Annotated in this window: 23 protein-coding genes; 12 read left to right on the top strand and 11 right to left on the bottom strand. The window is 53.3% G+C overall.

Annotated elements, in window-relative coordinates; all coding sequences use genetic code 11:
- Positions 1-38 precede the first annotated feature (38 nt).
- The 6 genes from aroK to GFB57_RS06200 all read right to left on the bottom strand — a co-directional run bounded on the left by aroK (position 39) and on the right by GFB57_RS06200 (position 4,275).
- Complete coding sequence (gene aroK, locus GFB57_RS06225; protein WP_003023552.1) at positions 39-560, bottom strand: shikimate kinase AroK; 522 nt, start codon at positions 558-560, stop codon at positions 39-41.
- A 404-nt stretch (positions 561-964) separates the two neighbouring features.
- Positions 965-2,212, bottom strand: coding sequence for a DNA uptake porin HofQ (gene hofQ, locus GFB57_RS06220; protein ID WP_008321545.1), 1,248 nt, complete (start codon positions 2,210-2,212; stop codon positions 965-967).
- The gene (locus GFB57_RS06215) at positions 2,115-2,528 is read right to left on the bottom strand and encodes a HofP DNA utilization family protein (RefSeq protein WP_003023548.1); all 414 of its coding nucleotides are present in this window, start codon (positions 2,526-2,528) and stop codon (positions 2,115-2,117) included. Before GFB57_RS06215 ends, hofQ begins: the two co-directional genes overlap by 98 nt.
- A complete protein-coding gene (locus tag GFB57_RS06210; protein WP_032932729.1) occupies positions 2,518-2,973 on the bottom strand; it encodes a hypothetical protein in 456 nt (151 codons plus the stop codon). Before GFB57_RS06210 ends, GFB57_RS06215 begins: the two co-directional genes overlap by 11 nt.
- A complete protein-coding gene (locus GFB57_RS06205) occupies positions 2,957-3,496 on the bottom strand; it encodes a PilN domain-containing protein (protein ID WP_003023544.1) in 540 nt (179 codons plus the stop codon). Before GFB57_RS06205 ends, GFB57_RS06210 begins: the two co-directional genes overlap by 17 nt.
- Positions 3,496-4,275, bottom strand: coding sequence for a hypothetical protein (locus GFB57_RS06200; protein ID WP_003023541.1), 780 nt, complete (start codon positions 4,273-4,275; stop codon positions 3,496-3,498). Before GFB57_RS06200 ends, GFB57_RS06205 begins: the two co-directional genes overlap by 1 nt.
- Positions 4,276-4,395: 120 nt before the next feature.
- Between GFB57_RS06200 and mrcA the strand changes: the two genes are divergently transcribed.
- Positions 4,396-6,948, top strand: a complete 2,553-nt coding sequence (gene mrcA / locus GFB57_RS06195; protein ID WP_003023539.1) for a peptidoglycan glycosyltransferase/peptidoglycan DD-transpeptidase MrcA — start codon at positions 4,396-4,398, stop codon at positions 6,946-6,948.
- Positions 6,949-7,003: 55 nt separating this feature from the next.
- Here the strand turns inward: mrcA and nudE are convergent, their stop codons facing one another.
- Positions 7,004-7,564, bottom strand: a complete 561-nt coding sequence (nudE, locus tag GFB57_RS06190) for an ADP compounds hydrolase NudE (protein ID WP_003023537.1) — start codon at positions 7,562-7,564, stop codon at positions 7,004-7,006.
- Between the two features lie 322 nt (positions 7,565-7,886).
- Here nudE and igaA point away from each other — a divergent pair, with 322 nt between their 5' ends.
- From igaA to hslO, 4 genes are all read left to right on the top strand, one after another.
- Positions 7,887-10,022 (top strand): intracellular growth attenuator protein IgaA, encoded by a 2,136-nt coding sequence (igaA, locus tag GFB57_RS06185; RefSeq protein ID WP_003023535.1) that lies wholly within the window; start codon positions 7,887-7,889, stop codon positions 10,020-10,022.
- A 62-nt stretch (positions 10,023-10,084) separates the two neighbouring features.
- The gene (gene yrfG / locus GFB57_RS06180; protein WP_003023533.1) at positions 10,085-10,753 is read left to right on the top strand and encodes a GMP/IMP nucleotidase; all 669 of its coding nucleotides are present in this window, start codon (positions 10,085-10,087) and stop codon (positions 10,751-10,753) included.
- 10 nt (positions 10,754-10,763) lie between these two features.
- Positions 10,764-11,165 carry a ribosome-associated heat shock protein Hsp15 gene (gene hslR, locus GFB57_RS06175; RefSeq protein WP_003023532.1) on the top strand — a complete coding sequence of 134 codons (402 nt, stop codon included), beginning with the start codon at positions 10,764-10,766 and terminating at the stop codon, positions 11,163-11,165.
- Between the two features lie 24 nt (positions 11,166-11,189).
- Positions 11,190-12,068 carry an Hsp33 family molecular chaperone HslO gene (gene hslO, locus GFB57_RS06170; protein ID WP_003023531.1) on the top strand — a complete coding sequence of 293 codons (879 nt, stop codon included), beginning with the start codon at positions 11,190-11,192 and terminating at the stop codon, positions 12,066-12,068.
- Positions 12,069-12,172: 104 nt separating this feature from the next.
- Here hslO and GFB57_RS06165 read toward each other — a convergent pair whose 3' ends face one another.
- The gene (locus tag GFB57_RS06165) at positions 12,173-13,891 is read right to left on the bottom strand and encodes a DUF4153 domain-containing protein (protein WP_003023530.1); all 1,719 of its coding nucleotides are present in this window, start codon (positions 13,889-13,891) and stop codon (positions 12,173-12,175) included.
- Positions 13,892-14,269: 378 nt separating this feature from the next.
- Here GFB57_RS06165 and pckA point away from each other — a divergent pair, with 378 nt between their 5' ends.
- Positions 14,270-15,892, top strand: coding sequence for a phosphoenolpyruvate carboxykinase (ATP) (gene pckA, locus GFB57_RS06160; protein WP_003023529.1), 1,623 nt, complete (start codon positions 14,270-14,272; stop codon positions 15,890-15,892).
- A gap of 74 nt (positions 15,893-15,966) precedes the next feature.
- On the opposite strand, the gene envZ is transcribed toward pckA, so the two are convergent.
- Both envZ and ompR read right to left on the bottom strand, forming a co-directional pair.
- Positions 15,967-17,319 carry a two-component system sensor histidine kinase EnvZ gene (gene envZ, locus GFB57_RS06155; protein WP_003023527.1) on the bottom strand — a complete coding sequence of 451 codons (1,353 nt, stop codon included), beginning with the start codon at positions 17,317-17,319 and terminating at the stop codon, positions 15,967-15,969.
- A complete protein-coding gene (gene ompR, locus GFB57_RS06150; protein WP_001157751.1) occupies positions 17,316-18,035 on the bottom strand; it encodes a two-component system response regulator OmpR in 720 nt (239 codons plus the stop codon). Before ompR ends, envZ begins: the two co-directional genes overlap by 4 nt.
- 225 nt (positions 18,036-18,260) lie before the next feature.
- On the opposite strand from ompR, the gene greB reads away from it, so the two are divergent.
- The 6 genes from greB (at position 18,261) to GFB57_RS06120 (ending at position 25,538) form a co-directional block, all read left to right on the top strand.
- On the top strand, positions 18,261-18,734 hold the full coding sequence (gene greB / locus GFB57_RS06145) for a transcription elongation factor GreB (protein WP_003023524.1): 474 nt from the start codon (positions 18,261-18,263) through the stop codon (positions 18,732-18,734).
- Between the two features lie 98 nt (positions 18,735-18,832).
- Complete coding sequence (locus tag GFB57_RS06140; protein ID WP_003023521.1) at positions 18,833-21,166, top strand: Tex family protein; 2,334 nt, start codon at positions 18,833-18,835, stop codon at positions 21,164-21,166.
- A 375-nt stretch (positions 21,167-21,541) separates the two neighbouring features.
- Positions 21,542-21,769: a ferrous iron transporter A gene (feoA, locus tag GFB57_RS06135; protein WP_003023519.1), complete on the top strand. Its 228-nt coding sequence runs from the start codon at positions 21,542-21,544 to the stop codon at positions 21,767-21,769.
- 18 nt (positions 21,770-21,787) lie between these two features.
- Entirely contained in the window at positions 21,788-24,106 is a 2,319-nt protein-coding gene (gene feoB / locus GFB57_RS06130; RefSeq protein WP_003023518.1) for a Fe(2+) transporter permease subunit FeoB, read from the top strand.
- A gap of 11 nt (positions 24,107-24,117) precedes the next feature.
- Positions 24,118-24,354 (top strand): [Fe-S]-dependent transcriptional repressor FeoC, encoded by a 237-nt coding sequence (gene feoC / locus GFB57_RS06125; RefSeq protein ID WP_003023516.1) that lies wholly within the window; start codon positions 24,118-24,120, stop codon positions 24,352-24,354.
- A gap of 245 nt (positions 24,355-24,599) precedes the next feature.
- Entirely contained in the window at positions 24,600-25,538 is a 939-nt protein-coding gene (locus tag GFB57_RS06120; RefSeq protein WP_003023514.1) for an Rpn family recombination-promoting nuclease/putative transposase, read from the top strand.
- A gap of 45 nt (positions 25,539-25,583) precedes the next feature.
- On the opposite strand, the gene bioH is transcribed toward GFB57_RS06120, so the two are convergent.
- Positions 25,584-26,354, bottom strand: a complete 771-nt coding sequence (gene bioH / locus GFB57_RS06115; RefSeq protein ID WP_003023512.1) for a pimeloyl-ACP methyl ester esterase BioH — start codon at positions 26,352-26,354, stop codon at positions 25,584-25,586.
- Between the last annotated feature and the right edge of the window lies 1 nt (position 26,355).

Here is a 26,355-nt window from a genome sequence, read left to right as displayed (position 1 = left end):
TTACTTGTACCCGCAGACGAGTGTGTATTCAGCCAGAATTAGTTGCTTTCCAACATATGAATAATCTGGTTTGCTACGACTTTTGCGCTCTGATCGTCGGTGCGAATGGTCACGTCAGCAATCTCTTCGTACAGAGGATTGCGTTCGTCAGCCAACGCTTCCAGAACTTCACGAGGCGGTGATTCTACCTGCAGCAGCGGGCGTTTCTTGTCACGTTGAGTACGCGCAAGTTGTTTTTCAATTGTCGTTTCAAGATAGACCACGACGCCACGCGCGGAAAGACGGTTACGTGTTTCACGTGATTTTACAGAGCCACCGCCAGTTGCCAGCACAATACCCTGTTTTTCCGTCAACTCGTTGATGACTTTTTCTTCGCGATCACGGAAGCCGTCTTCACCTTCTACATCGAAGACCCAGCCCACATCAGCTCCGGTTCGTTTCTCAATCTCTTGATCAGAATCGTAAAATTCCATATTGAGTTGTTGAGCTAACTGGCGCCCAATAGTGCTTTTTCCGGCACCCATAGGCCCAACCAGAAAGATATTGCGTTTCTCTGCCATTTTTTCGGTACTACTAAGACTATTCGTTAATGGTAAACCCGCTTCGCAGACACCCAGCGCAGCAGGACATGAACTGAAACCTCATAAGATATTGCGAGAGTCAGACTGAAAATTATCTCAATACTCAAGCGGGTTTGGCAACTGAATAAATCACCAAACCTAACGCATTTCTGGTCGTGGCAGGCATGCTACCCTGCAAACATCAGACCTGGCGACGTATCGCGCAGCCAAATGACACCCAATAAGCCTATGGCACACCACCGGAAAGGCAAAGCGTATTCACTGCCGCATAAGTAAAGAAAAGTACCGACGCTCAAATCGGTACTCCTTGTATGCTAAATACACCCTCACGTCAAATCCCTGAAACGTGTTCAGTGCAAAAACAACGGCTTTTCATGCATAAGTTATTCCGTTGAAACCAGTCTGGGCGTAATAAAGACCACTAATTCGCGCCGTTCATCTTCTTTACCATCATGGCGAAAAAGAGAGCCAAGCCAGGGAATGTCGCCTAATAGCGGCACGCTGTCGGCTGCGGATTTATTCTTATGTGAAAAAATCCCGCCAAGCGCAATCGTCTCGCCGCTTCTTACCTCGACCTGCGTTTCAATCTCTTGCTTGTCGATAGCCAACACTTCGCCATCCGCCTGTTGTAGAACCTGTCCCGGAACATTCTGGCTGATATGCAGTTTCAGCCTGATTCTCCCTTTCTGCAACACCGTTGGCGTCACCTCCATCCCCAGTACCGCTTCCTTGAACTCGACGGATGTCGCACCGCTTTCACCGCTGGAGACCTGATAAGGGATCTCACTGCCCTGCTTAATACTGGCAGGTTGCAGGTGAGATGCCAGTAATCGTGGACTGGCAATGATATCCAGTTGCTGTTTTTGCTCCAGCGCAGACAACTCCAGTTCCAGTAAACGACCGTTAATACGGCCAATGTTAAATCCCACACGGGATGTGGCGGTGGCTACAGAGAGATCGCTGGCAAGCGTTGTGACATTCCCAACCGCCCCCGGTTGTTGTGCGTCAGCCAGTGACCACTTCACCCCCAGCTCACGCAAACTTTTTTCATTAATGGTGACGATATGCGCCGCCAGTTCAACCTGGGCAACCGGCAAATCCATTTGCGCTACCCACGTTTCCAGGGTGTCGAGAACAACACGATTGTCACGCAGCAGTAAGCGGTTGGTTCGTTTATCCACCGTCATGCTTCCTTTGGCACTGAGCAACTTTTCTCCGGCTTTTACCAGCTCGGTGGCATCAGCATAGTGCAAAATGATGCTGCGATGTTCCAGCGGAAGACTAGCCTGAATCCGCGCCTGCTCGTTTTCCTGACGAGCCGCATTTTCACTCTGCCATTGAACAGAATGCACATGCAGGACGTTGCCTTCCTGACGTAATACCAGCCCGGCACTTTTTACCACCGTCTGCAATGCCTGCTTCCAGGGGACATCCGTCAAATGCAGCGACAGCACACCGCTGACATCCGGCGAAACCACCAGGTTTTTTTGTTCCTGTTCAGCCAGCGCCTGCAATACCTGCGTAACCGGCACATCATCGACCACCAGCGTCACGTTTTGCGGTTTCGTCGCCAGCGCGCTCGTTATCCCGACCGCCAGTGCCATTACTATCAACGCTATCCATCGCTTCATTTACCGCTCCTTGTCGCTGCCACTGCCACCGCGGCGGTTCGCAGTTTTTTTCTGTGTCGAGGGTTATGTTCTGGGCCGTTATCTGCATAATCGTCCAACCGTTTTCCAGGACGTCATTTCGCTTAACCCGCCGCCATTTTTTCTGGCTATCCTGAACGATGCCGATGGGTCGTGTGCCCTGACTCACCATGCCCTGAAAACGCCATGTCGACAGCTCAGCAATTTGACAACGGTCCTCCGGCGGCAGGAAGGGATTACGCATACCGGTGAGCATCAGTACGCTTATACATGCCAACAACCAGCGTTCAACCATCATTCAGGCGCTCCAGCTGTAGCGTTAGCAGCAGCTCCGTGCCTTCTGCGCTAAGCGAAAATCGGCTGACGTTCATCCCCTGATCCGCCAACTGGACAAACGTCAGCGGGATAGCATCCCAGGCCGATATCAGCGCCATCTCTCCCCCCTGAACTGAGGGTTGCCAGTGGATAAGACGGGTAAGTGAATTCTGAAACAGCAGCGGGGAGAACAAGGTCAGTTTCTCTTCAGACTCTGCTGGTGATGCCGCCAGCAGATATACATCTCGCCATTGCATCTGAATAGCCGCACGTTGCTGGACCAGCGACTCGCGTTGCATAGTCCGCTCCCGCGCTACGGGGTAAAGACATAGCGTCACCAGTATGAGTAACCCCAACATCCAGCCGCACCAGCATATGAGTCGAAAGCGTGGCGACTGCGCTAACCAGACATCACAGAGCGTTATCATGCGCACCGCTCCGTGTCAGTCGAAAGTGGAATTGCCAGCGTCCCTGCGCATCCTGCTGCGTTTCTCCTGGGCTGTTCAACATAAACAACGGCAACTGGCGTAATTGCGCTTCCAATGCATTCAATGCGGCAAAGTTCAGTGTGTTTCCCGTCAGTTCCAGCGTGTCCTGCTGCCAGGTCATTTTTGTTAACCACGCCTGCTCCGGCAGTAATTCCGCCAGCCCTTGCAAAGCCCGCTGCCAGCTTCGGGTCTGCTCACGCTGTTTGTTCCGCGCCTGAACCTGCTGCCATCGTTGCTGGCGCTGTTGCACACGCGGCTTCAGCGCCATGAGGGCCTCGGCCCGCGTCTTTTCGGCGTCTGCCAGCAACAATTCAGCCCGATTTTCTACACTCAAAGCGCTGTAATAGCGCAACAACACGCCAATACTAAGCAAGAGTGAAGCGCTAAATAAGATGCCCCAGAAGCGCAGGCAAGCGTAACGCCGAGCCTGACGCCAGGGCAGAAGATTAATGGTCGCAATCATCAGTACACGCCCCCCATAGCGAGTCCCAGCGCAATGGCGAAGTGATGGCTTTGCGTTGGAATGGGCGGCTGGCGTACAGACACGGCGCTTAAAGGATCGAAGCCGCCGGGGGAGCATTGCGCAATGGCTGTCGTGGGCAGAGATAATGTCGTGGCAAGCTCCTCGATACAGCTAATATCGCCCGTTGATTTACGTCCCCATGCTGAACGGGTCGCCCATAACCACTGGGCATCATCGCGCCATACCAGACACTGGTGATGCTCCGGCAGGAAGGGAATAAATCGCTGTAACGCGCTGGCGTCCGGGGTAATCGCCGTAACCTGCACCTTCAGGGTTTGGATAAGCGTCAGAAGCGCTGAAATCTCTTTGCTTTGCGCAGCAGTGACGTTAAACGCCGGGCTCAAAGTGTCTTCGCTATAATCAAAATGCAGTGCATCCGGCGCCATATCCAGTTCACGCGCCATCGAACCGGACAACCATGCGGTTTGCTCTGGCTCGCGTAACGTCATTGTCGGACGAGGAAACTTTTTTTGTAACGTCCTGTTGGCGGGAAAAGAGAGATGAATATAGTGTCGGCGAGGGAGCTCCCGGCTCCACGGCAGTAGCGCGGCGACCAGCTGTTCAGGCTCGCGAATGTGGCCATCGACGATAACCTGAGGCGTCAGCGGTATACGCCACCAGCGCTGCAGATACCAACCTGATGCTTCGCGAACGATAGCGACAGCCAGCACTTCATGTTGCTGAATATGCAGACCAATTTTCCAGATATTGAAAGCCATTGCTGATGATCTCCTTATCACCCGTCGCTTTAACGGGTATATCAATGCGTCTGGCTTGCCTTTATACTACCGCGCGTTTGTTTATAAACTGCCCAAATGCCACTAAATGGGAAATCTCCAGTGAAGTTCGTAAAGTATTTATTAATCCTTGCAGTATGTTGCATCCTGCTGGGAGCAGGCTCGATTTATGGCCTTTATCGCTATATCGAGCCGCAATTACCTGACGTCGCGACGCTCAAAGATGTGCGTTTACAGATCCCGATGCAGGTTTACAGCGCTGACGGCGAGCTAATCGCGCAGTATGGCGAGAAACGTCGAATCCCGGTCACGCTGGATCAGATGCCGCCGGTAATGGTTAAAGCCTTTATCGCCACAGAAGACAGCCGCTTTTATGAGCACCACGGGGTAGACCCGGTGGGGATCTTCCGTGCGGCCAGCGTAGCATTGTTCTCTGGTCACGCGTCGCAAGGGGCGAGTACCATTACCCAGCAGTTGGCGAGAAACTTCTTCCTGAGCCCGGAACGTACGCTGATGCGTAAGATCAAAGAAGTGTTCCTGGCGATCCGCATTGAACAACTGCTGAGTAAAGATGAGATCCTCGAGCTGTATCTGAACAAGATTTACCTGGGGTATCGCGCCTATGGCGTGGGTGCTGCCGCGCAGGTCTATTTCGGTAAAACGGTGGATCAACTCAGCTTAAGTGAAATTGCGGTGATTGCCGGTCTGCCAAAAGCGCCGTCAACCTTCAACCCTCTCTATTCGATGGACCGGGCAACCGCGCGACGTAACGTTGTACTGTCGCGTATGTTGAGCGAAAACTACATCACGCAGACCCAGTACGATCAGGCGCGCGGCGAGGCCATTGACGCCAACTACCACGCACCGGAAATCGCTTTCTCTGCACCATATCTGTCTGAAATGGTGCGCCAGGAGATGTATAACCGTTATGGTGAGAAAGCCTATGAAGACGGGTATCGCATCACCACCACCATTACACGCAAAGTACAGCAGGCAGCTCAGCAGGCAGTACGTAACAACGTGATGGATTACGACATGCGCCACGGCTACCGCGGCCCATCGAACATACTGTGGAAAGTGGGCGAAAGCAGTTGGGACAGCAAAAAAATCACCGATACGCTGAAAGCGCTGCCGACTTATGGCCCGCTGTTACCGGCGGTTGTTACCAGTGCCAATCCGCAGGAAGCCATTGCCGCGCTGGCGGATGGTACGTCAGTGTCATTACGCATGGATGGTATGCGCTGGGCGCGTCCTTACCGCTCGGATACTCAACAAGGCCCAACGCCGCGTAAAGTGACCGACGTGGTACAGGCCGGCCAGCAAATCTGGGTACGCCAGGTGGGCGATGCCTGGTGGCTGGCGCAAGTGCCGGACGTCAACTCCGCACTGGTCTCCATCAATCCGCAAAACGGCGCGGTGCTGGCACTGGTTGGTGGTTTTGACTTCAACCAGAGCAAGTTTAACCGCGCAACGCAGGCGTTACGCCAGGTGGGTTCTAACATCAAGCCATTCCTGTATACCGCCGCGATGGATAAAGGTCTGACGTTGGCGAGCATGCTCAACGACGTACCAATCTCCCGCTGGGATGCCGGTGCTGGTTCCGACTGGCAGCCGAAGAACTCCCCGCCGCAGTATGCCGGTCCTATCCGCTTACGTCAGGGGCTGGGTCAGTCGAAAAACGTGGTGATGGTACGCGCCATGCGCGCCATGGGCGTGGATTATGCGGCAGAGTATCTGCAACGTTTCGGTTTCCCGGCACAGAACATTGTGCATACCGAGTCACTGGCGCTGGGTTCGGCTTCGTTCACACCGTTGCAGGTGGCGCGCGGTTACGCAGTGATGTCTAACGGCGGCTTCCTGGTCGATCCGTATTTCATCAGTAAGATCGAAAGCGATATGGGCGGCGTTATCTTCGAAGCGAAGCCGAAAATTGCCTGCCCGGAATGCGATATTCCGGTGATTTACGGCGATACCCAGAAATCTAACGTGCTGGAAAACAGTAACGTAGAAGATGTCGCCGTCTCGCAGGAACAGCAGAATGCCGCCGTGCCTATGCCGCAGCTTGAGCAGGCTAACCAGGCACTGGTCGCGCAAAGCGGCACACAGGAATACGCTCCGCACGTGATCAACACACCGCTGGCCTTCCTGATTAAAAGCGCGCTGAACACCAATATATTTGGTGAACCAGGCTGGATGGGAACCGGTTGGCGCGCAGGTCGCGATTTACAGCGTCATGATATTGGTGGGAAAACCGGAACCACCAACAGCTCTAAAGATGCGTGGTTCTCCGGTTACGGACCAGGCGTGGTGACGTCAGTATGGATCGGCTTTGATGATCATCGCCGCAACCTTGGTCATACGACAGCTTCCGGCGCGATCAAAGACCAAATCTCCGGCTACGAAGGCGGTGCGAAGAGTGCGCAGCCAGCATGGGATGCCTACATGAAGTCCGTGCTGGAAGGCGTGCCTGAACAGCCGTTGACGCCGCCACCGGGTATCGTGACGGTCAATATCGATCGCAGCACAGGACAACTGGCAAGCGGTGGCAATAGCCGCGCGGAGTACTTCATTGAAGGCACTCAGCCGACGCAACAGGCGGTGCATGAGGTGGGAACAACCATTATCGATAATGGTGAAACGCACGAACTGTTCTGATCAAAAAAGGCGCTTAGGCGCCTTTTTTGTTGTTCGTGTATTAGCTGCAGAGAAATTAAAGCCGCCCCTGCCCTTTCAGCCATTCGCGCACGAGGAACAACGCACTGACATTACGCGCTTCGTGAAAATCAGGATCTTCCAGCAGGTCCATCAAATGCGCCAGCGGCCAGCGCACCTGCGGCAATGGCTCAGGTTCATCACCCTCCAGCGATTCAGGATATAAATCTTCTGCCACCACGATGTTCATCTTGCTGGAGAAATAAGATGGTGCCATGCTGAGTTTCTTTAAAAACGTCAGATCTTTTGCGCCAAACCCCACCTCTTCTTTCAGCTCCCGATTCGCCGCCTCAAAAATGCTTTCGCCAGGATCGATTAATCCCTTAGAAAAACCCAGTTCGTAAGATTCGGTCCCGACTGCGTACTCGCGGATGAGGATCATGTGGTCGTCAACAATCGGCACAATCATTACCGCTTCACGCGTGGATGGACGCATACGTTCATAAACGCGGCGTACGCCATTGCTGAACTCAAGGTCCACGCTTTCGACTTTAAACAGCCGGGATTGGGCGACGGTTTCCACTTTCAAAATCGTGGGTTTCTGTAATGATTTGCTCATTGTGAGGATCTTTGCTGTGAAATCTGGGGTTATTGTGCGATATACCGCACGGTTTCGGCAATGTGAATTGCCGTTTATTTACATTTATGTAACGTACTAAAAGTTAATCCCTATTTCAAATTAAAAGTCAATAGGTTGAAATAACTCCAGGAATTTGCTGATATTCCATTTTTAGTGATTTTGCTATGATTCGCTTTTACTGGGCTGTACTTAAAGATGCTCAAGTTCGACTCCACACTTGCCGATAGCCAACCACAGAATCACGAATATTGAACAGGGTGCGACTGACCACGCCTGACAGACTAAGTAAGATGGGGAAAGCATGAGCACCATTCTGATTTTTTTAGCTGCTTTGCTGGCCTGCTCATTGCTTGCAGGATGGCTACTCAAATCAAAATCCAGGCAGAAAAATTTACCCTTGAGCAGCGTTTTCTCAGACGCCTCGAAACGTAAACTCGCGCCTGAAGAACGCACTGCCGTCGAAAACTATCTCGAAAGCCTTAGTCAAATTCAGCAAGTACCTGGTCCAACTGGAGCCAGTTCTGCGCCAGTCTCATTAACGTTGAATGCCCAAAGTAATAGCGTCATCGTGCTTACTCGTTCGATTACACGTTACGGCATCACTACCGACGATCCTAACAAATGGCGCTACTATCTTGATTCCGTTGAGGTACACCTTCCCCCTTTCTGGGAACAATACATCAATGACGAAAATAGCGTTGAGATAATCCATACCAATACAATACCGCTGGTTATCTCGTTGAACGGCCATACGCTGCAGGAATATATGCAGGAAGCGCGTGGCTATGCGTTGCAGCACACCGCTTCTACCCAGGCATCCATTCGTGGTGAAGAAAGTGAGCAGATTGAACTGCTGAATATTCGCCAGGAAACCCATGAAGAATATGCGCTCAGCCGCCCTTCGGGATTGCGCGAGGCGTTGCTGATAACCGCATCATTCCTGCTATTCTTTTTCTGTTTGGTTATCCCGAATACGTTTGTTCCGTGGGCAGTCGGTGGCGCGGTGTTGCTGTTAGCTGCGGGTCTGTGGGGATTATTCGCCCCGCCGTCCAAAACCGCCCTGCGGGAAATTCATTGTCTGCGCGGCACGCCGCGTCGCTGGGGGTTGTTTGGCGAAAACGACCAGGAGCAAATTAATAATATCTCGCTGGGTATTATTGATCTGATCTACCCACCTCACTGGCAACCTTACATCGCCCAAGACCTTGGCCAGCAAACGGATATCGATATTTATCTCGATCGCCACGTTGTCCGCCAGGGGCGTTTTTTATCTCTGCACGATGAAGTCAAAAATTTCCCGTTGCAACATTGGCTGCGCAACGCCGTCATCGCGGGCGGCTCGTTGCTGGTACTGCTGATGCTGCTGTTTTGGATCCCGCTGGATATGCCGATAAAGGTCACGCTTTCCTGGATGAAGGGCGCGCAAACTATCGAAGCCACCAGCGTTAAACAGCTCGAAAACGCGGGCGTTCGCGTGGGTGACACGCTGCACCTGAGCGGTACGGGTATGTGTAATATTCATACCCAAGGGAGCTGGAATGCGCAGCCCACCACGCCGTTTATGCCTTTCGATTGCTCGCAAATTATCTGGAATGACGCACGCGCATTACCGCTGCCCGAATCCGATCTGGTGAATAAGGCCACTGCGCTCACGCAGGCCGTGAACCGCCAGCTGCATCCCAAACCTGACGATGACTCTCGCGTCAGCGCATCGCTACGCTCGGCAATCCAAAAGTCCGGCATGGTGTTACTGGACGATTTTGGTGAGATTGTCCTGAAAACGGCCGATCTGTGTGCAGCCAAAGATGAATGTGTACGCTTAAAGAATGCGCTGGTTAACCTCGGTAACAGCAAAGACTGGGCCGCGCTGGTAAAGCGAGCGAACGCAGGCAAACTGGATGGGGTGAACGTGCTGCTGCGTCCGGTAAGCGCTGAGTCGTTAGATAATCTGGTGAATACCTCTACGGCACCATTTATTTCACGCGAGACTGCGCGAGCGGCCCAGGCGCTGAATAGCCCTGCTCCCGGCGGTTTCCTTATTATCAGCGATGAAGGCAGCGATCTGGTCGATCAGCCGTGGCCGACGACCTCGCTATATGACTATCCTCCCCAGGAACAGTGGAACGCCTTCCAGCGCCTGGCGCAGATGCTGATGCAGACACCGTTTCGCGCAGAGGGGATCGTCACCAATATTTCGACTGACGCCAATGGCACCCAGCACATTGGCCTGCACCGTATCCCGGATCGTTCAGGGTTATGGCGCTACCTTGGCACGACGCTGCTGATGTTCTCCATGCTCGGATGCGCTGTCTACAACAGCGTGCAGGCATTCAGACGCTACCAGCGTCACCGCACCCGCATCGCGGAAATTCAGAGCTACTACGAAAGTTGCCTGAATCCAACGCTGATTGACGACCCGGAAAGCCTGATTCGATAACACGCTTGCACGACAGGATATGCTACTCTGTCGCGCATCATGTTTTCTTGTGGGGAGTTTCCATGCATATCAATATTGCCTGGCAGGATGTCGACACCGTGTTGTTAGATATGGACGGCACGCTGCTCGACCTGGCATTCGATAACTATTTCTGGCAAAAACTGGTGCCGGAAACCTATGGCGCGAAGCAGGGTATCTCTCCCCAGGAAGCCCAGGACTATATTCGTCAGCAGTATCATGCCGTGCAGCATACGCTAAACTGGTACTGCCTGGATTACTGGAGCGAGTGCCTGGATCTGGATATTTGCGCCATGACAACGGAACAGGGACCGCGCGCCGTTTTGCGTGAAGATACCGTACCGTTTCTTGATGCTTTAAAAGCCAGCGGCAAGCGCCGTATTTTGCTCACCAACGCGCATCCGCATAATCTGGCGGTGAAGCTGGAGCATACCGGTCTGGCCTCACACCTTGATTTATTACTTTCCACCCACACATTTGGTTATCCCAAAGAGGATCAGCGGTTATGGCACGCTGTGGCTGAAGAAACGGGAATGAGTGCAGAGAAGACGCTGTTTATTGACGACAGCGAACCCATTCTCGACGCCGCTGCTCTGTACGGTATTCGTTACTGCCTCGGCGTGACCAATCCCGACTCCGGCATCGCCGAAAAGCAGTACGCACGCCATCCGTCACTGAATGACTACCGCCGACTGATCCCCTCACTGATGTGAAGGAGACGCCATGAAAGAAAAGCCCTCTGCTGAAGTCAGGCTGGATAAATGGCTGTGGGCTGCACGCTTTTACAAAACGCGTGCGCTAGCTCGCGAAATGGTTGAAGGCGGTAAGGTGCACTACAACGGCCAGCGCAGTAAGCCGAGCAAGATTGTCGAGCTGAACGCCACCCTCACCCTTCGCCAGGGAAATGACGAGCGAACGGTCATTATCAAGGCCATTCCCGAGCAGCGTCGCCCGGCAACGGAAGCCGTTACGCTGTATGAAGAAACCGCGGAAAGCGTGGAAAAACGCGAAAAAATGGCGCTGGCGCGTAAACTTAACGCGTTAACCATGCCGCACCCGGACAGACGACCGGACAAGAAAGAGCGCCGCGACCTGTTACGATTTAAACATGGCGACAGCGAGTGACTGTCACCTGCAAGAGAGATGATTATGCCGCAACATGACCAATTACATCGTTATCTGTTTGAAAACTTTGCCGTGCGCGGCGAGCTGGTGACCGTTTCGGAAACCCTGCAACAGATCCTCGAAAATCATACTTACCCGCAGCCGGTCAAAAACGTACTGGCTGAGCTGCTGGTTGCCACCAGCCTGCTCACCGCTACGCTGAAGTTTGCCGGTGATATCACTGTGCAGTTGCAGGGTGATGGTCCGCTGAGCCTGGCCGTCATCAACGGCAACAACAATCAGCAGATGCGCGGCGTGGCCCGCATGCAGGGTGATATTCCTGAAGATGCCGATTTGAAAACCCTGGTGGGCAACGGCTACCTGGTGATCACCATTACCCCGGAAGAAGGCGAGCGTTATCAGGGCGTGGTCGGTCTGGAAGGTGACACGCTGGCAGCCTGTCTGGAAGACTACTTCATGCGTTCCGAACAGCTGCCGACACGCCTGTTCATCCGCACTGGCGACGTTGATGGCAAACCCGCTGCTGGCGGAATGCTGCTGCAAGTGATGCCGGCGCAAAACGCACAGGCAGATGATTTCGATCACCTGACCGCCCTGACCGAAACCATCAAGGCCGAAGAGTTGCTGACGCTGCCGGCCAACGAAGTGCTGTGGCGCTTATACCACGAAGAAGAGGTTACTCTCTACGATCCGCAGGACGTTGAGTTCAAATGCACCTGTTCACGCGAACGCTGCGCAGGCGCACTGAAAACGTTGCCGGACGAAGAAGTTGACAGCATTCTGGCGGAAGAAGGCGAGATCGATATGCACTGCGATTACTGCGGTAGCCACTATCTGTTTAACGCCATGGATATTGCAGAGATCCGCAGCAACGCCTCCCCTGCCGATCCACAGGTGCATTAATCACCGTCTTGCCTGAAGGCGCTTATCAGGCCTACGGAAAAACTGTCGTAGGCCGGATAAGGCGTTCGCGCCGCTATCCGGCAAAAACGCTGTCGGCAACACACTCACTCGGTGTAATAAGTCATCGGCAGTCTTTTGCCATCAATAGTGATATCCCGCCAGATTCTGGGGGCTGAACCCAGTTGCTGATTCGCCACCGCCTGCAGCAATTTATCCTTATTGAATCCTTCTGGTAGCCTGGCAACAGCTAACAAATCCCATTTGTTTTTCTGCATGCCGAAGACCAGACTCTCCCCATCGCCAAAAGCATATAGCACCTGCTCAGGATGACCATCCGCATTGAGGTCCTGACTCACCAATACGCACGCATTCTGCTCAGCACAAGAGGTGATACGATACCCCTGTGCTTTGACAAACGTCCAGAACGCATCGTCTGGCTTCTCGCTTCCCGGAGCAATCACAACCTTCGATACTAACTGTGTTGCGGTTAGCTCTTTAACCGGATCCCGGCTCCCTTGCAGCAGAGAATTCAAGTCGCGTCTGCGCTTACTGTCTTGATTAAACGCCACATCTTTTTGTAATGCTTCCAACGCTGCGCGCCCCGGTTTTCCGCTGTGATCCAACATATACAGGCTGACCTGATCCGGTTTAATTTTCCCGCTGTGATACAGCCCCATATGGCTGCTAACGCTGATACGCCAGGCATCAATAACCGGCGACGACAGCAGAACCAACAACCCCAACGCCAGCAACGAAACGCCAAGAATGACCGGCCCCTGAAGCTCAAGCGGATTGCGCCCGCGGCGTAAAATGCTGGCCAGATAGCCAAACGACCATACCAGCAGTACCACGACCACCAGCACGCCATACAAACGCTCAGGCGTCCAACCGTACTGCTGTATTCGCACCCACAGTGACCAACCAGCAATCAGCATATAGATGGGCGCGACAATCAGAGAGCATTTGATCAGGTAGCGTAACGCGCCAGGATAGGGTAACGCCTCTTTTTGCGGTTCACGCACGATAGCCATCAACAGCAACAGGAGCAGCGTCAGCGTTGACATCAACCCGGCCGCAGACACGCGTTGCGAAATAGCCTCCAGTCCGGTGAAGGGCAAGGTCAGTATGAACATCAGCGCCAACAGCGCGACCAGAGGTAACAGACCGGTGGCAATAAACGTCAGTAATTTTTGTACCGCCGTGACCAGACGCGACTGTGTACGAGCCAGTACCACTGCCAGTGCGGTAATCAGACCAAAGGCCACATAGCCAAACCAGTCGGTATCAAAGAAGAGCGTGCTGAAGAAGGGAATACCGACCAGCTTAAACATCTCGCTCCATAGCAGGAGCACCAGCCAGAACAGACCGTTGGCGACAAAGACAATCAGCAACGTCAACGCATTAAGCCACAATTGCCGATAAAAATGCGGGTAACGCGCCTGCTCACGAGAGACATGAAGCGAGTACTGAATCCAGGGCAAGGCAAGCATCGCCATCAGCAGTAAGCGCCAACCGTAGAACATAAAAACTTCATGTTGCCGCCACTTATCACTGTCCTCGACTTGCCACTTTAGCCAGACGCTCATCGCCAGCACCACAACAAAGATCAGCGCCATCCAATACCACAGCGCGCGTTGTTTGAAAGAAACGACAGTAAGCAAAAGTGCCGAGGTGATCGCAATCGTCGCAGGCATGCCATAGAACAGCCAGCCGTCGTTATGGGGCACCAGATATGTCATCAGCAGGTAGCATAATGCCCCCTGCAGCAGGCCGATAAATATCATGCCCAAACGCGTCGTACGTGAAATTTCAGCACTATCCATGTCAGTTTCCAGAATGAAGGGAAAAGCTAATTATCGCATCAACTTCACAATTTTGAGCATTGGTAGGCTGATTTCAGACTAATGCGACGGGAAGTGAATCGATATTGTATATGTATGAGTTACGTTATTTTCTTACGTGAATACGATTACACTCACAAGATTCCCGCCAAAAACACTCTTCATTAACGTTTTAAGAACATTTTCCACAACAAAAAAGGGTTTCCTGCCATAATATCCGCCTCTTTGTGACAGGAGTCGCAGCGTATTCGGTAACCCGTGATTTTCCCGGATGCGTAAATCTATGAGCCTTGTCGCGGTTAGCAATCCCTAAAAAACCTTACTATTCCAGGTAATACATATTGGCTAAGGAGCAGTGAAATGCGTGTGAACAACAGTTTAACCCCGCAAGATCTCAAGGCTTATGGTATCAATGACGTTCAGGATATCGTTTACAATCCAGACTACGACACGCTTTTCCAGGAAGAACTTGATCCAAACCTGGAAGGTTATGAACGTGGCGTGTTAACGAATCTGGGCGCCGTTGCCGTTGATACCGGTATCTTTACCGGACGTTCGCCAAAGGATAAGTACATTGTCCGTGACGACACCACGCGCGACACGCTCTGGTGGTCCGACAAAGGTAAAGGTAAGAACGACAACAAACCGCTCTCCCCGGAAACCTGGCAGCATCTGAAAGGATTAGTTACCCAGCAACTTTCCGGCAAGCGCCTGTTTATCATTGATGCATTCTGCGGCGCTAACGCCGATACCCGTCTTTCCGTGCGCTTCATTACCGAAGTTGCCTGGCAGGCGCATTTCGTCAAAAACATGTTCATCCGCCCAAGCGACGAAGAGCTGGTTGATTTTAAACCGGATTTCATCGTGATGAACGGCGCTAAGTGCACCAACCCACAATGGAAAGAGCAGGGTCTGAACTCTGAAAACTTCGTGGCTTTCAACCTGACTGAGCGTATCCAGCTGATTGGCGGCACCTGGTACGGCGGCGAAATGAAGAAAGGTATGTTCTCCGTGATGAACTACCTGCTGCCGCTGAAAGGCATTGCCTCCATGCACTGCTCAGCAAACGTCGGGGAAAAAGGTGATGTGGCAGTCTTCTTTGGCCTGTCCGGTACCGGTAAAACAACGCTGTCCACCGATCCGAAACGTCGCCTGATTGGCGATGACGAACACGGCTGGGATGACGACGGCGTATTTAACTTCGAAGGCGGTTGCTACGCGAAGACCATCAAACTGTCTAAAGATGCCGAGCCAGAAATCTACAACGCAATTCGTCGTGACGCGCTGCTGGAAAACGTCACCGTGCGCGAAGATGGTTCCATCGACTTCGACGACGGTTCCAAAACTGAAAACACCCGCGTTTCCTACCCGATTTATCACATCGATAATATCGTTAAGCCAGTGTCAAAAGCGGGTCATGCGACCAAAGTGATCTTCCTGACTGCCGACGCATTTGGCGTGCTGCCGCCGGTTTCTCGCCTGACAGCAGACCAAACTCAGTACCATTTCCTGTCTGGCTTCACCGCCAAACTGGCCGGTACCGAACGCGGCGTTACCGAACCGACCCCAACCTTCTCTGCCTGCTTCGGCGCAGCATTCCTGTCTCTGCACCCAACGCAGTATGCAGAAGTGCTGGTGAAACGTATGCAGGCGGCAGGTGCGCAGGCGTATCTGGTTAACACCGGCTGGAACGGTACTGGCAAACGTATCTCTATCAAAGATACCCGTGCGATTATTGACGCCATCCTGAACGGTTCGCTGGATGACGCAGAAACGTTCCGTCTGCCGATGTTTGACCTGGCTATCCCGACCGAGTTGCCGGGCGTGGATACGCGCATTCTCGATCCGCGTAATACCTACGCGTCTCCAGAGCAGTGGCAGGAAAAAGCCAATGCACTGGCGAAACTGTTTATCGAGAACTTCGAGAAATACACCGACACCCCTGCGGGTGAAGCGCTGGTTAGCGCCGGACCGAAGCTGTAACGAAAAATGCCGGATGGCGGTTGCCACATATCCGGCCTACAGCAACAAAAAGGGAGGCATTTCGCCTCCCTTTCTTATACGTCTTTCGTGATACCCGGCGCGCGAGTGAAAGGAACCGGAAGCCATGCACGAATCGACAACCCACCACGTTCACTGGTACCAATCTCCAGCATGCCGTTATGGTTATCGATAATACGTTGCACAATCGCCAGACCCAGCCCCGTGCCGCTGGTACTGCGCGCGCTGTCGCCGCGGACAAATGGCTGGAACAGGTGCTTACGCTGCTCCGGCTTGATGCCCGGACCATCATCTTCTACCTGGAACCAGGCGCGATGCGTCTCCGTACCGCTACTGACCTTAATCCAGCCATTGCCGTAGCGGGCGGCGTTAACCACCATATTGGCAACCGCACGCTTGATCGACAGCGGGTGCATCTTCACCTGAATGGCGCCAGGCTGCAGCGCAGTTTCGATTTCACGTTCATAGCCGCTTTCTGCCGCAACCACTTCACCCAGCACCGAGTTCAGATCCGCCATCTCCATCGGCATCTCCTGACCGGTACGCAGGTAATCGATGAACTGCTCGATGATGGCGTTACACTCTTCGATGTCCTTATTGATGGACTCCGCAAGATAACCGTCCTCTTCGCCCATCATTTCCGTTGCCAGACGAATACGCGTCAGCGGAGTACGTAAATCGTGGCTCACGCCCGCCATTAACAGCGTACGGTCATCGGCCAACTGCTTCACACCTGCGGCCATATGGTTAAAGGCTCGGGTTACGGAGCGCACCTCTGAAGCGCCATACTCACGCAACGGCGGTGGAATGATACCTTTCCCCACCTGCAGCGCCGCATGTTCAAGATCCACCAACGGTCGGTTCTGGATACGGATAAACAGCCACGCGCCACCGATAGCCAGCAGCATAATCGCCAGCGTATAGCGGAACAGCGGTGAGAAATCGCCTTGATGAATTTCCGTAAGCGGCACACGTACCCAGATGTTGGGCGACAGCCAGGTTTTCAGCCACACAACCGGCGAGCTTTTGTTTACCTCAACGCGGACTTCCGTTGGGCCACCCAACTGCTGCGCCATCTGATGGCTTAAGAATTCATAGTGTTGCGCCCAACGCAGTCCGGCTTCTTCAGCGGCCTCGTTGGAATAGAGGGAAATACCCAGCTCACGATAAATTTCCCGACGGAATGCGGGCGGCACCACCAGTTGCGTACCGTCCTCCAGCTGTAGTTTATCGGTCATCAGCATACGAACTTCGTAGGCCAGGACCTTATTAAACTGCTGGAGGCTCGGCAGAATCGCGAAGTTCAGCACGACCAGGTAAGTCGTCACCAGGCTGGCAAACAGCAAGGTGACGATGAGCAATAACGTGCGGGCAAACGAACTTCGTGGCGAGAAGCGCATTCGCCTCATGCTTTAGAACCGTCCGGAACAAAGACGTAGCCCAGACCCCATACGGTCTGAATGTAGCGTGGATGCGCCGGGTCTTCTTCCACCATGCGACGCAGACGGGAAATCTGGACGTCGATAGAACGTTCCATCGCAGAATATTCACGACCACGGGCCAGGTTCATCAACTTGTCGCGGGACAGCGGCTCACGCGGATGGCTGACCAGTGCTTTCAGCACCGCAAACTCACCGCTGGTGAGCGGCATAGGCTCATCTTCACGGAACATTTCACGCGTACCGAGGTTCAGTTTGAACTTACCAAACGCAATGACTGCTTCTTCCTGAGAAGGCGCGCCCGGCAGTTCATTCGCCTGACGGCGCAGGACTGCGCGAATACGTGCCAGTAGCTCACGCGGGTTAAACGGTTTCGGAATGTAATCGTCAGCGCCGATTTCCAGTCCTACAATACGGTCCACTTCTTCGCCCTTCGCCGTGACCATAATGATCGGCATCGGGTTGCTCTGGCTGCGCAGGCGACGGCAAATAGACAGGCCATCTTCTCCCGGCAGCATTAAATCCAGCACCATCAGGTGGAAAGACTCACGGGTCAGCAGACGATCCATCTGCTCAGCGTTTGCGACGCTTCGAACCTGGAAGCCCTGCTCGGTCAGATAACGCTCCAGAAGCGCACGTAAGCGCATGTCGTCATCGACCACCAGAATCTTATAGTTCTCTTGCATTGTTATTACTCCCAAAGGTTCGCAACAATTAAGTGTATATTCTTAAGAAAGCTAACGTGAGTCACCAGCGAATTCTGGTATGAATTCCAGGCTAAATTGTTACAAAGCATATTAAACAGCAGCTTAAGTATACAATGTTTCTCGCAATACATTATTTATTCTGTTGATATGCTCACGTAATACTAATTGTGCGTATCATCACAGAGTCGAAGGTAAAACAATAAGATGAAAACGCCCCTGATAACCCGTGAAGGGTATGAAAAACTCAAACAAGAGCTGAATTATCTCTGGCGTGAAGAGCGCCCGGAAGTCACCAAAAAAGTTACCTGGGCCGCAAGTCTGGGTGACCGCAGCGAAAATGCCGACTACCAGTATAATAAAAAGCGCCTGCGTGAGATCGACCGCCGCGTCCGATATTTGACCAAGTGCATGGAGAATCTGAAAATCGTCGATTACTCCCCGCAGCAGGAGGGCAAAGTCTTCTTTGGCGCATGGGTTGAGATTGAAAATGACGATGGCGACATCCGCAAATTCCGTATTGTTGGCTACGATGAGATCTTCGGTCGTAAAGATTACATCTCTATCGACTCACCAATGGCGCGGGCGCTGCTGAAAAAAGAAGTCGGCGATCTCGCAGTAGTAAACACCCCTGGTGGCGAAGCCAGCTGGTACGTGAACGAGATTGAATACGTTAAGTGAGACCGGAACAATCCGAAGCCCCGGCAGATGGCTGGCATTTTTGTCAGTCAATCCGTATAACTATCCCCTGATTTTTTATCCTATAGACGAAGCTATCCATGATGAATGATTCTTTCTGCCGCATTATCGCAGGTGAAATTCAGGCTCGTGCTGAACAGGTAGAAGCTGCCGTTCGCCTGCTTGACGAAGGGAACACCGTGCCGTTTATCGCACGATATCGTAAGGAAATCACCGGCGGTCTGGACGATACGCAACTGCGTAATCTGGAAACCCGTCTGGGATATCTGCGTGAACTGGAAGACCGCCGTCAGGCAATCCTGAAATCTATCGGCGAGCAAGGCAAACTGACCGACGACCTGGCGAAAGCGATCAACGGCACGTTAAGTAAGACCGAACTCGAAGATCTCTATCTGCCGTACAAACCTAAGCGCCGTACCCGTGGGCAGATTGCCATTGAAGCAGGCCTTGAGCCGCTGGCAGACCTGCTGTGGAACGAGCCGTCTCACGACCCGGAAACAGAAGCCGCTAAATATCTCAACGCCGACAACGGCGTGGCGGATACCAAAGCGGCCCTCGACGGCGCACGTTACATCCTGATGGAACGCTTCGCTGAAGATGCCGCGCTGCTGGCGAAAGTGCGTGACTACCTGTGGAAGAACGCGCATTTGGTTTCCACCGTGGTAAGCGGTAAAGAAGAGGAAGGCGCGAAATTCCGCGACTACTTCGATCACCACGAACCGATCTCTACCGTGCCATCCCACCGTGCGCTGGCCATGTTCCGTGGCCGTAACGAGGGCGTGCTGCAGCTTTCGCTGAATGCCGATCCGCAATTCGATGAGCCGCCAAAAGAGAGCCACGGCGAGCAAATCATTCAGGATCACCTTGGCCTGCGACTGAACAACGCACCGGCAGACAGTTGGCGTAAAGGCGTTGTGAGCTGGACATGGCGAATTAAGGTGCTGATGCACCTCGAAACCGAACTGATGGGCACCGTGCGCGAACGCGCGGAAGATGAAGCAATCAACGTCTTTGCCCGTAACCTGCATGACCTGCTGATGGCGGCTCCGGCCGGCCTGCGCGCCACCATGGGCCTCGATCCCGGCCTGCGTACCGGCGTGAAGGTGGCGGTTGTTGACGGTACCGGTAAGCTGGTCGCGACCGACACCATTTATCCACACACCGGTCAGGCCGCCAAAGCCGCCGTTGCCGTTGCGGCGCTGTGTGAAAAATACAACGTTGAGCTGGTGGCGATTGGTAACGGTACAGCGTCGCGCGAAACCGAGCGCTTCTTCCTCGACGTGCAGAAACAGTTCCCGAAAGTCACCGCGCAGAAAGTGATCGTCAGCGAAGCCGGGGCATCGGTTTACTCGGCTTCCGAGCTGGCGGCGCAGGAGTTCCCGGATCTCGACGTTTCATTGCGTGGCGCAGTGTCTATCGCCCGTCGTTTGCAGGATCCGCTGGCTGAGCTGGTGAAAATCGATCCGAAATCGATCGGTGTGGGCCAGTATCAGCACGACGTTAGTCAAACGCAGCTGGCGCGTAAGCTGGACGCGGTGGTGGAAGACTGTGTGAACGCCGTCGGCGTCGATCTCAATACCGCTTCCGTTCCGCTGTTGACCCGCGTGGCCGGTCTGACACGCATGATGGCGCAAAACATCGTCGCCTGGCGTGATGAGAACGGTCAGTTCCAGAACCGTCAGCAACTGCTGAAAGTCAGCCGTCTGGGGCCAAAAGCCTTTGAACAGTGCGCAGGCTTCCTGCGCATCAACCATGGCGATAACCCACTGGATGCCTCCACCGTTCACCCGGAAGCCTATCCGATTGTGGAACGCATTCTGGCCGCTACCGAGCAATCGCTGCGTGACCTGATGGGCAACAGCAACGAACTGCGCAATCTGAAAGCCGCCGATTTTACTGACGAACGCTTCGGGGTGCCGACCGTCACCGACATCATCAAAGAGCTGGAAAAACCGGGCCGCGATCCGCGTCCTGAATTTAAAACCGCGCAGTTTGCCGATGGCGTCGAAACCATGAACGATCTGCTGCCGGGAATGATCCTGGAAGGGGCGGTCACCAACGTCACCAATTTTGGCGCGTTTGTTGATATCGGCGTTCATCAGGATGGCCTGGTGCATATCTCTTCGCTGTCGAATAAATTCGTCGACGATCCACACACCGTGGTGAAAGCGGGCGACATTGTGAAGGTGAAAGTGCTGGAAGTGGACCTGCAACGTAAGCGTATCGCGCTGACCATGCGTTTGGACGAGCAGCCGGGTGAAACCAATGCGCGTCGCGGCGGCGGGAATAACGATCGCACTCAGGGCAATCGCCCGGCGCCAAAAGCGGCGAAACCGCGTGGCCGTGACGCCCAGCCTGCGGGCAACAGCGCGATGATGGATGCGCTGGCGGCGGCAATGGGTAAAAAGCGCTAAGTTTAAACCGTGTGCCGGATGACGGAATCAATACCTTATCCGGCATATTTAATATATGCCCCGCTTCTCACCACAATATATTTATCACTTTATTAACAGATGAAACCTTAATTAAACATTAAGATTCTCAATAATTACCTCCGCGAACCATTCTTTCCCTACAAGAATAAATATTGAGGAATATCAAAATTGGCTCAAATTATTATCCAATTGTACATTCCGTCACATTTATTCTATTGATGATAGAAACCATTCTCATTATCATTGTTTTGTTGATTATTTACTCTTTCCTTACGTTGGCTAATCATCTGGTCTCATGCCGCCCTGTCGCCCCATGAGGTAATCATCCAGTTAGCGAGATATAAGTAGGTCCCTATGCAATTCACTCCTGACAGTGCGTGGAAAATTACCGGCTTTGCCCGTGAAATCAGCCCGGCTTATCGTCAGAAACTGTTGTCACTTGGCATGCTGCCCGGTTCCTCCTTCAACGTAGTACGCGTCGCCCCGCTCGGCGATCCTATCCATATCGAAACGCGTCGCGTAAGTCTGGTATTGCGTAAAAAGGATTTGGCGTTATTAGAAGTGGAAGCGGTTTCCTGTTAATACAGTGAGTCTATAAAAATGAAAAAACTAACCATTGGTTTAATTGGTAATCCTAATTCCGGCAAGACAACTTTATTCAACCAGCTCACCGGCGCGCGCCAGCGTGTAGGTAACTGGGCTGGCGTTACCGTTGAGCGTAAAGAAGGTCATTTCGCCACAACGGACCATCAGGTCACGCTGGTGGATTTACCCGGCACCTATTCTCTGACGACAATCTCATCCCAGACCTCTCTCGATGAGCAGATTGCCTGCCACTATATTTTAAGCGGCGACGCGGATCTGTTGATCAACGTGGTCGATGCTTCAAACCTTGAACGCAACCTCTACCTGACGTTGCAACTGCTTGAGTTGGGCATCCCCTGCATCGTCGCGTTGAATATGCTGGATATCGCTGAAAAGCAGCAAATCCGTATTGATATCGACGCCCTCTCAGCACGTCTTGGCTGCCCGGTGGTTCCGCTGGTTTCCACCCGCGCCCGCGGCATTGAAGCGCTGAAGCTGGCGATCGATCGCTACAAAGAAAACGACACCGTCGAGCTGGTCCATTATGCCCAGCCGTTGCTGCAGGAAGCGGACTCCCTCGCCGACGCGATGGCCAAAGATATGCCGCTCAAACAGCGCCGCTGGCTGGGCCTGCAGATGCTGGAAGGCGATATCTACAGCCGCGCCTATGCGGGTGATGCCGCGCAAAATCTCGATGCCTCTATCGCACGCCTGAGCGAGACAATGGACGATCCGGCGCTGCATATCGCCGATGCGCGCTATCAGTGCATTGCCGCTATCTGCGATACCGTCAGCAATACTCTGACGGCAGAACCGAGCCGTTTCACCACCGCGGTAGATAAAATCGTTCTCAACCGCTTCCTCGGGCTACCGATTTTCCTGTTCGTGATGTACCTGATGTTCCTGCTCGCCATTAACATCGGCGGCGCACTGCAACCGTTGTTTGACGTTGGCTCCGTAGCACTCTTTATCCATGGTATTCAGTGGATTGGCTACACGCTGCACTTCCCGGACTGGCTAACCATCTTCCTGGCCCAGGGCCTTGGCGGCGGGATTAACACCGTGCTGCCGCTGGTACCGCAAATCGGCATGATGTATCTGTTCCTCTCCTTCCTTGAAGACTCCGGCTACATGGCGCGCGCCGCGTTTGTGATGGACCGTCTGATGCAGGCGCTGGGACTGCCGGGCAAATCGTTCGTCCCGCTGATCGTCGGCTTTGGCTGTAACGTACCGTCCGTGATGGGCGCACGTACGCTGGACGCCCCGCGTGAGCGTCTGATGACCATCATGATGGCGCCGTTTATGTCCTGCGGCGCACGTCTGGCGATTTTCGCCGTCTTTGCCGCGGCGTTCTTTGGTCAGAACGGCGCACTGGCGGTCTTCTCGCTGTACGTACTGGGTATCGTGATGGCGGTGTTGACGGGCCTGATGCTCAAACACACCATCATGCGTGGTGAAGCAACGCCGTTCGTGATGGAGCTGCCGGTATATCACGTGCCGCACATCAAGAGTCTGATTATTCAGACCTGGCAACGCCTGAAAGGCTTCGTTCTGCGTGCAGGTAAAGTCATCATCATCGTCAGCATTTTCCTCAGCGCGTTTAACAGTTTCTCGCTGAGCGGGAAAATCGTCGATAACATCAACGACTCTGCTCTGGCCTCCGTTAGCCGTGTTATTACTCCAGTGTTTAAACCGATTGGCGTTCACGAAGATAACTGGCAGGCAACCGTAGGTTTGTTCACCGGCGCGATGGCGAAAGAAGTGGTGGTGGGTACGCTGAACACGCTCTATACCGCGGAAAACATTCAGGAAGAAGAGTTCAACCCGGCAGATTTCCACCTCGGTGACGAGCTGCTCGGCGCAGTGGATGAAACCTGGCAAAGCCTGAAAGACACCTTCAGCCTGAGCGTACTGGCTAACCCTATCGAAGCCAGCAAGGGCGACGGCGAAATGGCGACGGGCGCAATGGGCGTGATGGGCGAGAAATTTGGCAGCGCCGCAGCCGCGTACAGCTACCTGATCTTTGTTCTGCTGTATGTGCCGTGCATTTCAGTGATGGGCGCTATCGCACGTGAATCCAGCCGTGGCTGGATGAGTTTCTCGATTCTGTGGGGCCTGAATATCGCCTACTCTCTGTCGACGCTGTTTTATCAGACGGTCAGCTACAAAGAGCACCCGACCTACAGCCTGGTGTGCATTTTAGCGGTCATCCTGTTTAACATCGTGTTGCTGGGCCTACTGCGTCGAGCTCGCAGCCGCGTGGACCTCGCACTGCTGGCAACCAACAGAACGGCGAGTTCCTGCTGTTCCAGCACGACTGGCGATTGCCACTAAGGTTATCGACAATGGCATCACTTATTCAGGTTCGTGATTTATTGGCTTTGCGGGGGCGTATGGAGGCAACACAAATTAGCCACACGCTGCATACCCCGCAGCCCATGATTGACGCCATGCTGAATCAGTTAGAAAAGATGGGCAAAGCGGTGCGGATTCAGGAAGATGCCGACGGGTGTCTTTCCGGAAGCTGCAAAAGTTGCCCGGAAGGTAAAGCCTGCCTGCGCGAATGGTGGGCTTTACGCTAATCAGATGCTATTTGCCGGATGGCGCTACGCTTATCCGGCCTACAAATGATGCAAACGTCCAGGCCGGATAATTCGTTTATGCAGATATCCGGCTTTTTTGCGTAATGGATTCCACATAGATTTCATTATTTCAGCAAAAAAGATCTATCCTCCAGCCAGCTACGCATCGTTATTAATTCGTGGATGATTACTGCCGACCATGAAAGTAGAGTCTCGTCATCTTGTTTCTCAGGTGACGGATCGCCATGAATACTGACACGACTGCTACGCCGCATGACGCGATTTTCAAAACGTTCTTAAACCACCCGGCAACCGCACGCGACTTTCTTCAGCTCCATCTTCCAGCCTCTTTACAAAAACTATGCGATCTTAAAACGCTGCAACTGGAATCAGGCAGCTTTATCGAGGACGATTTACGCGCGTACTATTCCGACGTGCTGTGGTCGTTAAAAACTCGCGAAGGTGATGGTTACATTTACACCATTATTGAACATCAAAGCAGCGCCGATGCTCACATGGCATTTCGGCTAATGCGCTATGCCATTGCGGTAATGCAGCGTCATCTGGATGCGGGACATAAGAAGCTGCCTCTGGTAATCCCCCTACTTTTTTATCATGGTGCAGCAAGCCCATACCCCTATTCACTTTGTTGGCTGGACGAGTTTGATGACCCAGAGTCCGCCAGACAGCTTTATAGCACCGCGTTTCCATTGATCGATATCACCGTTATGCCCGATGACGAGATTATGCAGCATCGCCGGATGGCGCTGTTGGAACTCATCCAAAAACATATCCGTAAACGCGATTTAATGGGGCTGGTAGAAAAACTGGCCATCCTGCTTGTTAAAGGACACGCTAATGACAACCAGTTGAAAGCCTTGTTTAATTACCTGATGCAAGCCGGAGACACCATGCATTTTGGGGAATTTATTCATGAAATCGCCGAACGTTTACCCCAACATAAGGACAAGTTGATGACTATCGCCGAAAGATTACGACAGGAAGGGCATCTTAATGGCCTTCAGGAAGGCCATCGGAAAGGATTACAAGAGGGGTTACAAACGGGCAAACGAGAGGAAGCTTTGCGCATCGCGACAACCATGCTAGTGGATGGTATCGACAGATTAACAATACTCAGAATTACCGGGCTTAGCGCTAAAGACCTGCCTGCGCAACCGCATTAATTTCAGGCCCGGCAAGCGCGACGCTACCGGGCAAATCAACATTGGCTATAGCTGTTGTTTTAACGCCACCAGCGCTGAGCAGAACTCCGCCGGATGCGAGATAAACGGCGCATGCGCCGCCTTAGCAAACACCAACGACTCGCTCTGCGGCCACAGGGCATCCAGCATCGGGACGACTTTGCGCGGCACCAGGCCATCAAGATAGCCGTACAACCGCAGGAAAGGCATTTCCACCGCGCACAGCGGTTCACGCAAATCAACTGTTTTCAGGATCTCCAGCCCGCCATTAAGCACCTCGACTTCCGGCATGGGTAAAGCAAGCACCGTTTTCTTCAACGCTCGCGCATCCTGACGCGCGGTTTCAGTACCCATCGTTTGCAATGCCAGAAAACGCTCCACTGTACGCTGGAAATCTTCGCTCAGCTGCTGCTGGAAGCCTGCCAGCACCTCTGGCTTGATACCCGGCCACTCATCCCGCGCGCTAAAGCAAGGGGAAGACGCGACGGTCACCAGCGCCTGAACACGCTCAGGATGCGTTAAGGCTACCTGACTCGCGACCAACCCGCCCAGACTCCAGCCGAGCCAGATAGCTTTCTCCGGTGCCTGATTCAATACCCGCTCAGCCATCTCTTCCAGCGACATTGCACCGAAACCCTGGCTACGACCAAATCCCGGTAAGTCGACAAGATGCAGCGTAAAATGCGAACTCAGTTCCTCGCTTATGCAATGCCACACTTGCGCATTCAGTCCCCATCCGTGCAGCAGCACAAGATGGCAATTTCCCGAACCCTGGGTCTGCCACCAGATGTCATTCATC

The sequence above is a fragment of the Citrobacter sp. S39 genome, from assembly GCF_009495675.1.
Classification (GTDB): domain Bacteria; phylum Pseudomonadota; class Gammaproteobacteria; order Enterobacterales; family Enterobacteriaceae; genus Citrobacter; species Citrobacter freundii.
Note: the sequence above shows the minus strand (reverse complement) of the source record. Positions and strands in the feature narration are given on the sequence as shown.

Bases quoted from the DNA above. Each gene is read 5' to 3' on its own strand.
- igaA (WP_003023535.1), top strand. From the start codon at position 7,887: ATGAGCACCATTCTGATTTTTTTAGCTGCTTTGCTGGCCTGCTCATTG.
- feoB (WP_003023518.1), top strand. From the start codon at position 21,788: ATGAAAAAACTAACCATTGGTTTAATTGGTAATCCTAATTCCGGCAAG.
- nudE (WP_003023537.1), bottom strand. From the start codon at position 7,564: ATGAGCAAATCATTACAGAAACCCACGATTTTGAAAGTGGAAACCGTC.
- feoC (WP_003023516.1), top strand. From the start codon at position 24,118: ATGGCATCACTTATTCAGGTTCGTGATTTATTGGCTTTGCGGGGGCGT.
- hofQ (WP_008321545.1), bottom strand. From the start codon at position 2,212: ATGAAGCGATGGATAGCGTTGATAGTAATGGCACTGGCGGTCGGGATA.
- bioH (WP_003023512.1), bottom strand. From the start codon at position 26,354: ATGAATGACATCTGGTGGCAGACCCAGGGTTCGGGAAATTGCCATCTT.
- feoA (WP_003023519.1), top strand. From the start codon at position 21,542: ATGCAATTCACTCCTGACAGTGCGTGGAAAATTACCGGCTTTGCCCGT.
- GFB57_RS06120 (WP_003023514.1), top strand. From the start codon at position 24,600: ATGAATACTGACACGACTGCTACGCCGCATGACGCGATTTTCAAAACG.
- GFB57_RS06215 (WP_003023548.1), bottom strand. From the start codon at position 2,528: ATGATGGTTGAACGCTGGTTGTTGGCATGTATAAGCGTACTGATGCTC.
- GFB57_RS06210 (WP_032932729.1), bottom strand. From the start codon at position 2,973: ATGATAACGCTCTGTGATGTCTGGTTAGCGCAGTCGCCACGCTTTCGA.
- aroK (WP_003023552.1), bottom strand. From the start codon at position 560: ATGGCAGAGAAACGCAATATCTTTCTGGTTGGGCCTATGGGTGCCGGA.
- GFB57_RS06205 (WP_003023544.1), bottom strand. From the start codon at position 3,496: ATGATTGCGACCATTAATCTTCTGCCCTGGCGTCAGGCTCGGCGTTAC.
- GFB57_RS06200 (WP_003023541.1), bottom strand. From the start codon at position 4,275: ATGGCTTTCAATATCTGGAAAATTGGTCTGCATATTCAGCAACATGAA.
- pckA (WP_003023529.1), top strand. From the start codon at position 14,270: ATGCGTGTGAACAACAGTTTAACCCCGCAAGATCTCAAGGCTTATGGT.
- GFB57_RS06165 (WP_003023530.1), bottom strand. From the start codon at position 13,891: ATGGATAGTGCTGAAATTTCACGTACGACGCGTTTGGGCATGATATTT.
- GFB57_RS06140 (WP_003023521.1), top strand. From the start codon at position 18,833: ATGATGAATGATTCTTTCTGCCGCATTATCGCAGGTGAAATTCAGGCT.
- hslO (WP_003023531.1), top strand. From the start codon at position 11,190: ATGCCGCAACATGACCAATTACATCGTTATCTGTTTGAAAACTTTGCC.
- yrfG (WP_003023533.1), top strand. From the start codon at position 10,085: ATGCATATCAATATTGCCTGGCAGGATGTCGACACCGTGTTGTTAGAT.
- hslR (WP_003023532.1), top strand. From the start codon at position 10,764: ATGAAAGAAAAGCCCTCTGCTGAAGTCAGGCTGGATAAATGGCTGTGG.
- ompR (WP_001157751.1), bottom strand. From the start codon at position 18,035: ATGCAAGAGAACTATAAGATTCTGGTGGTCGATGACGACATGCGCTTA.
- envZ (WP_003023527.1), bottom strand. From the start codon at position 17,319: ATGAGGCGAATGCGCTTCTCGCCACGAAGTTCGTTTGCCCGCACGTTA.
- greB (WP_003023524.1), top strand. From the start codon at position 18,261: ATGAAAACGCCCCTGATAACCCGTGAAGGGTATGAAAAACTCAAACAA.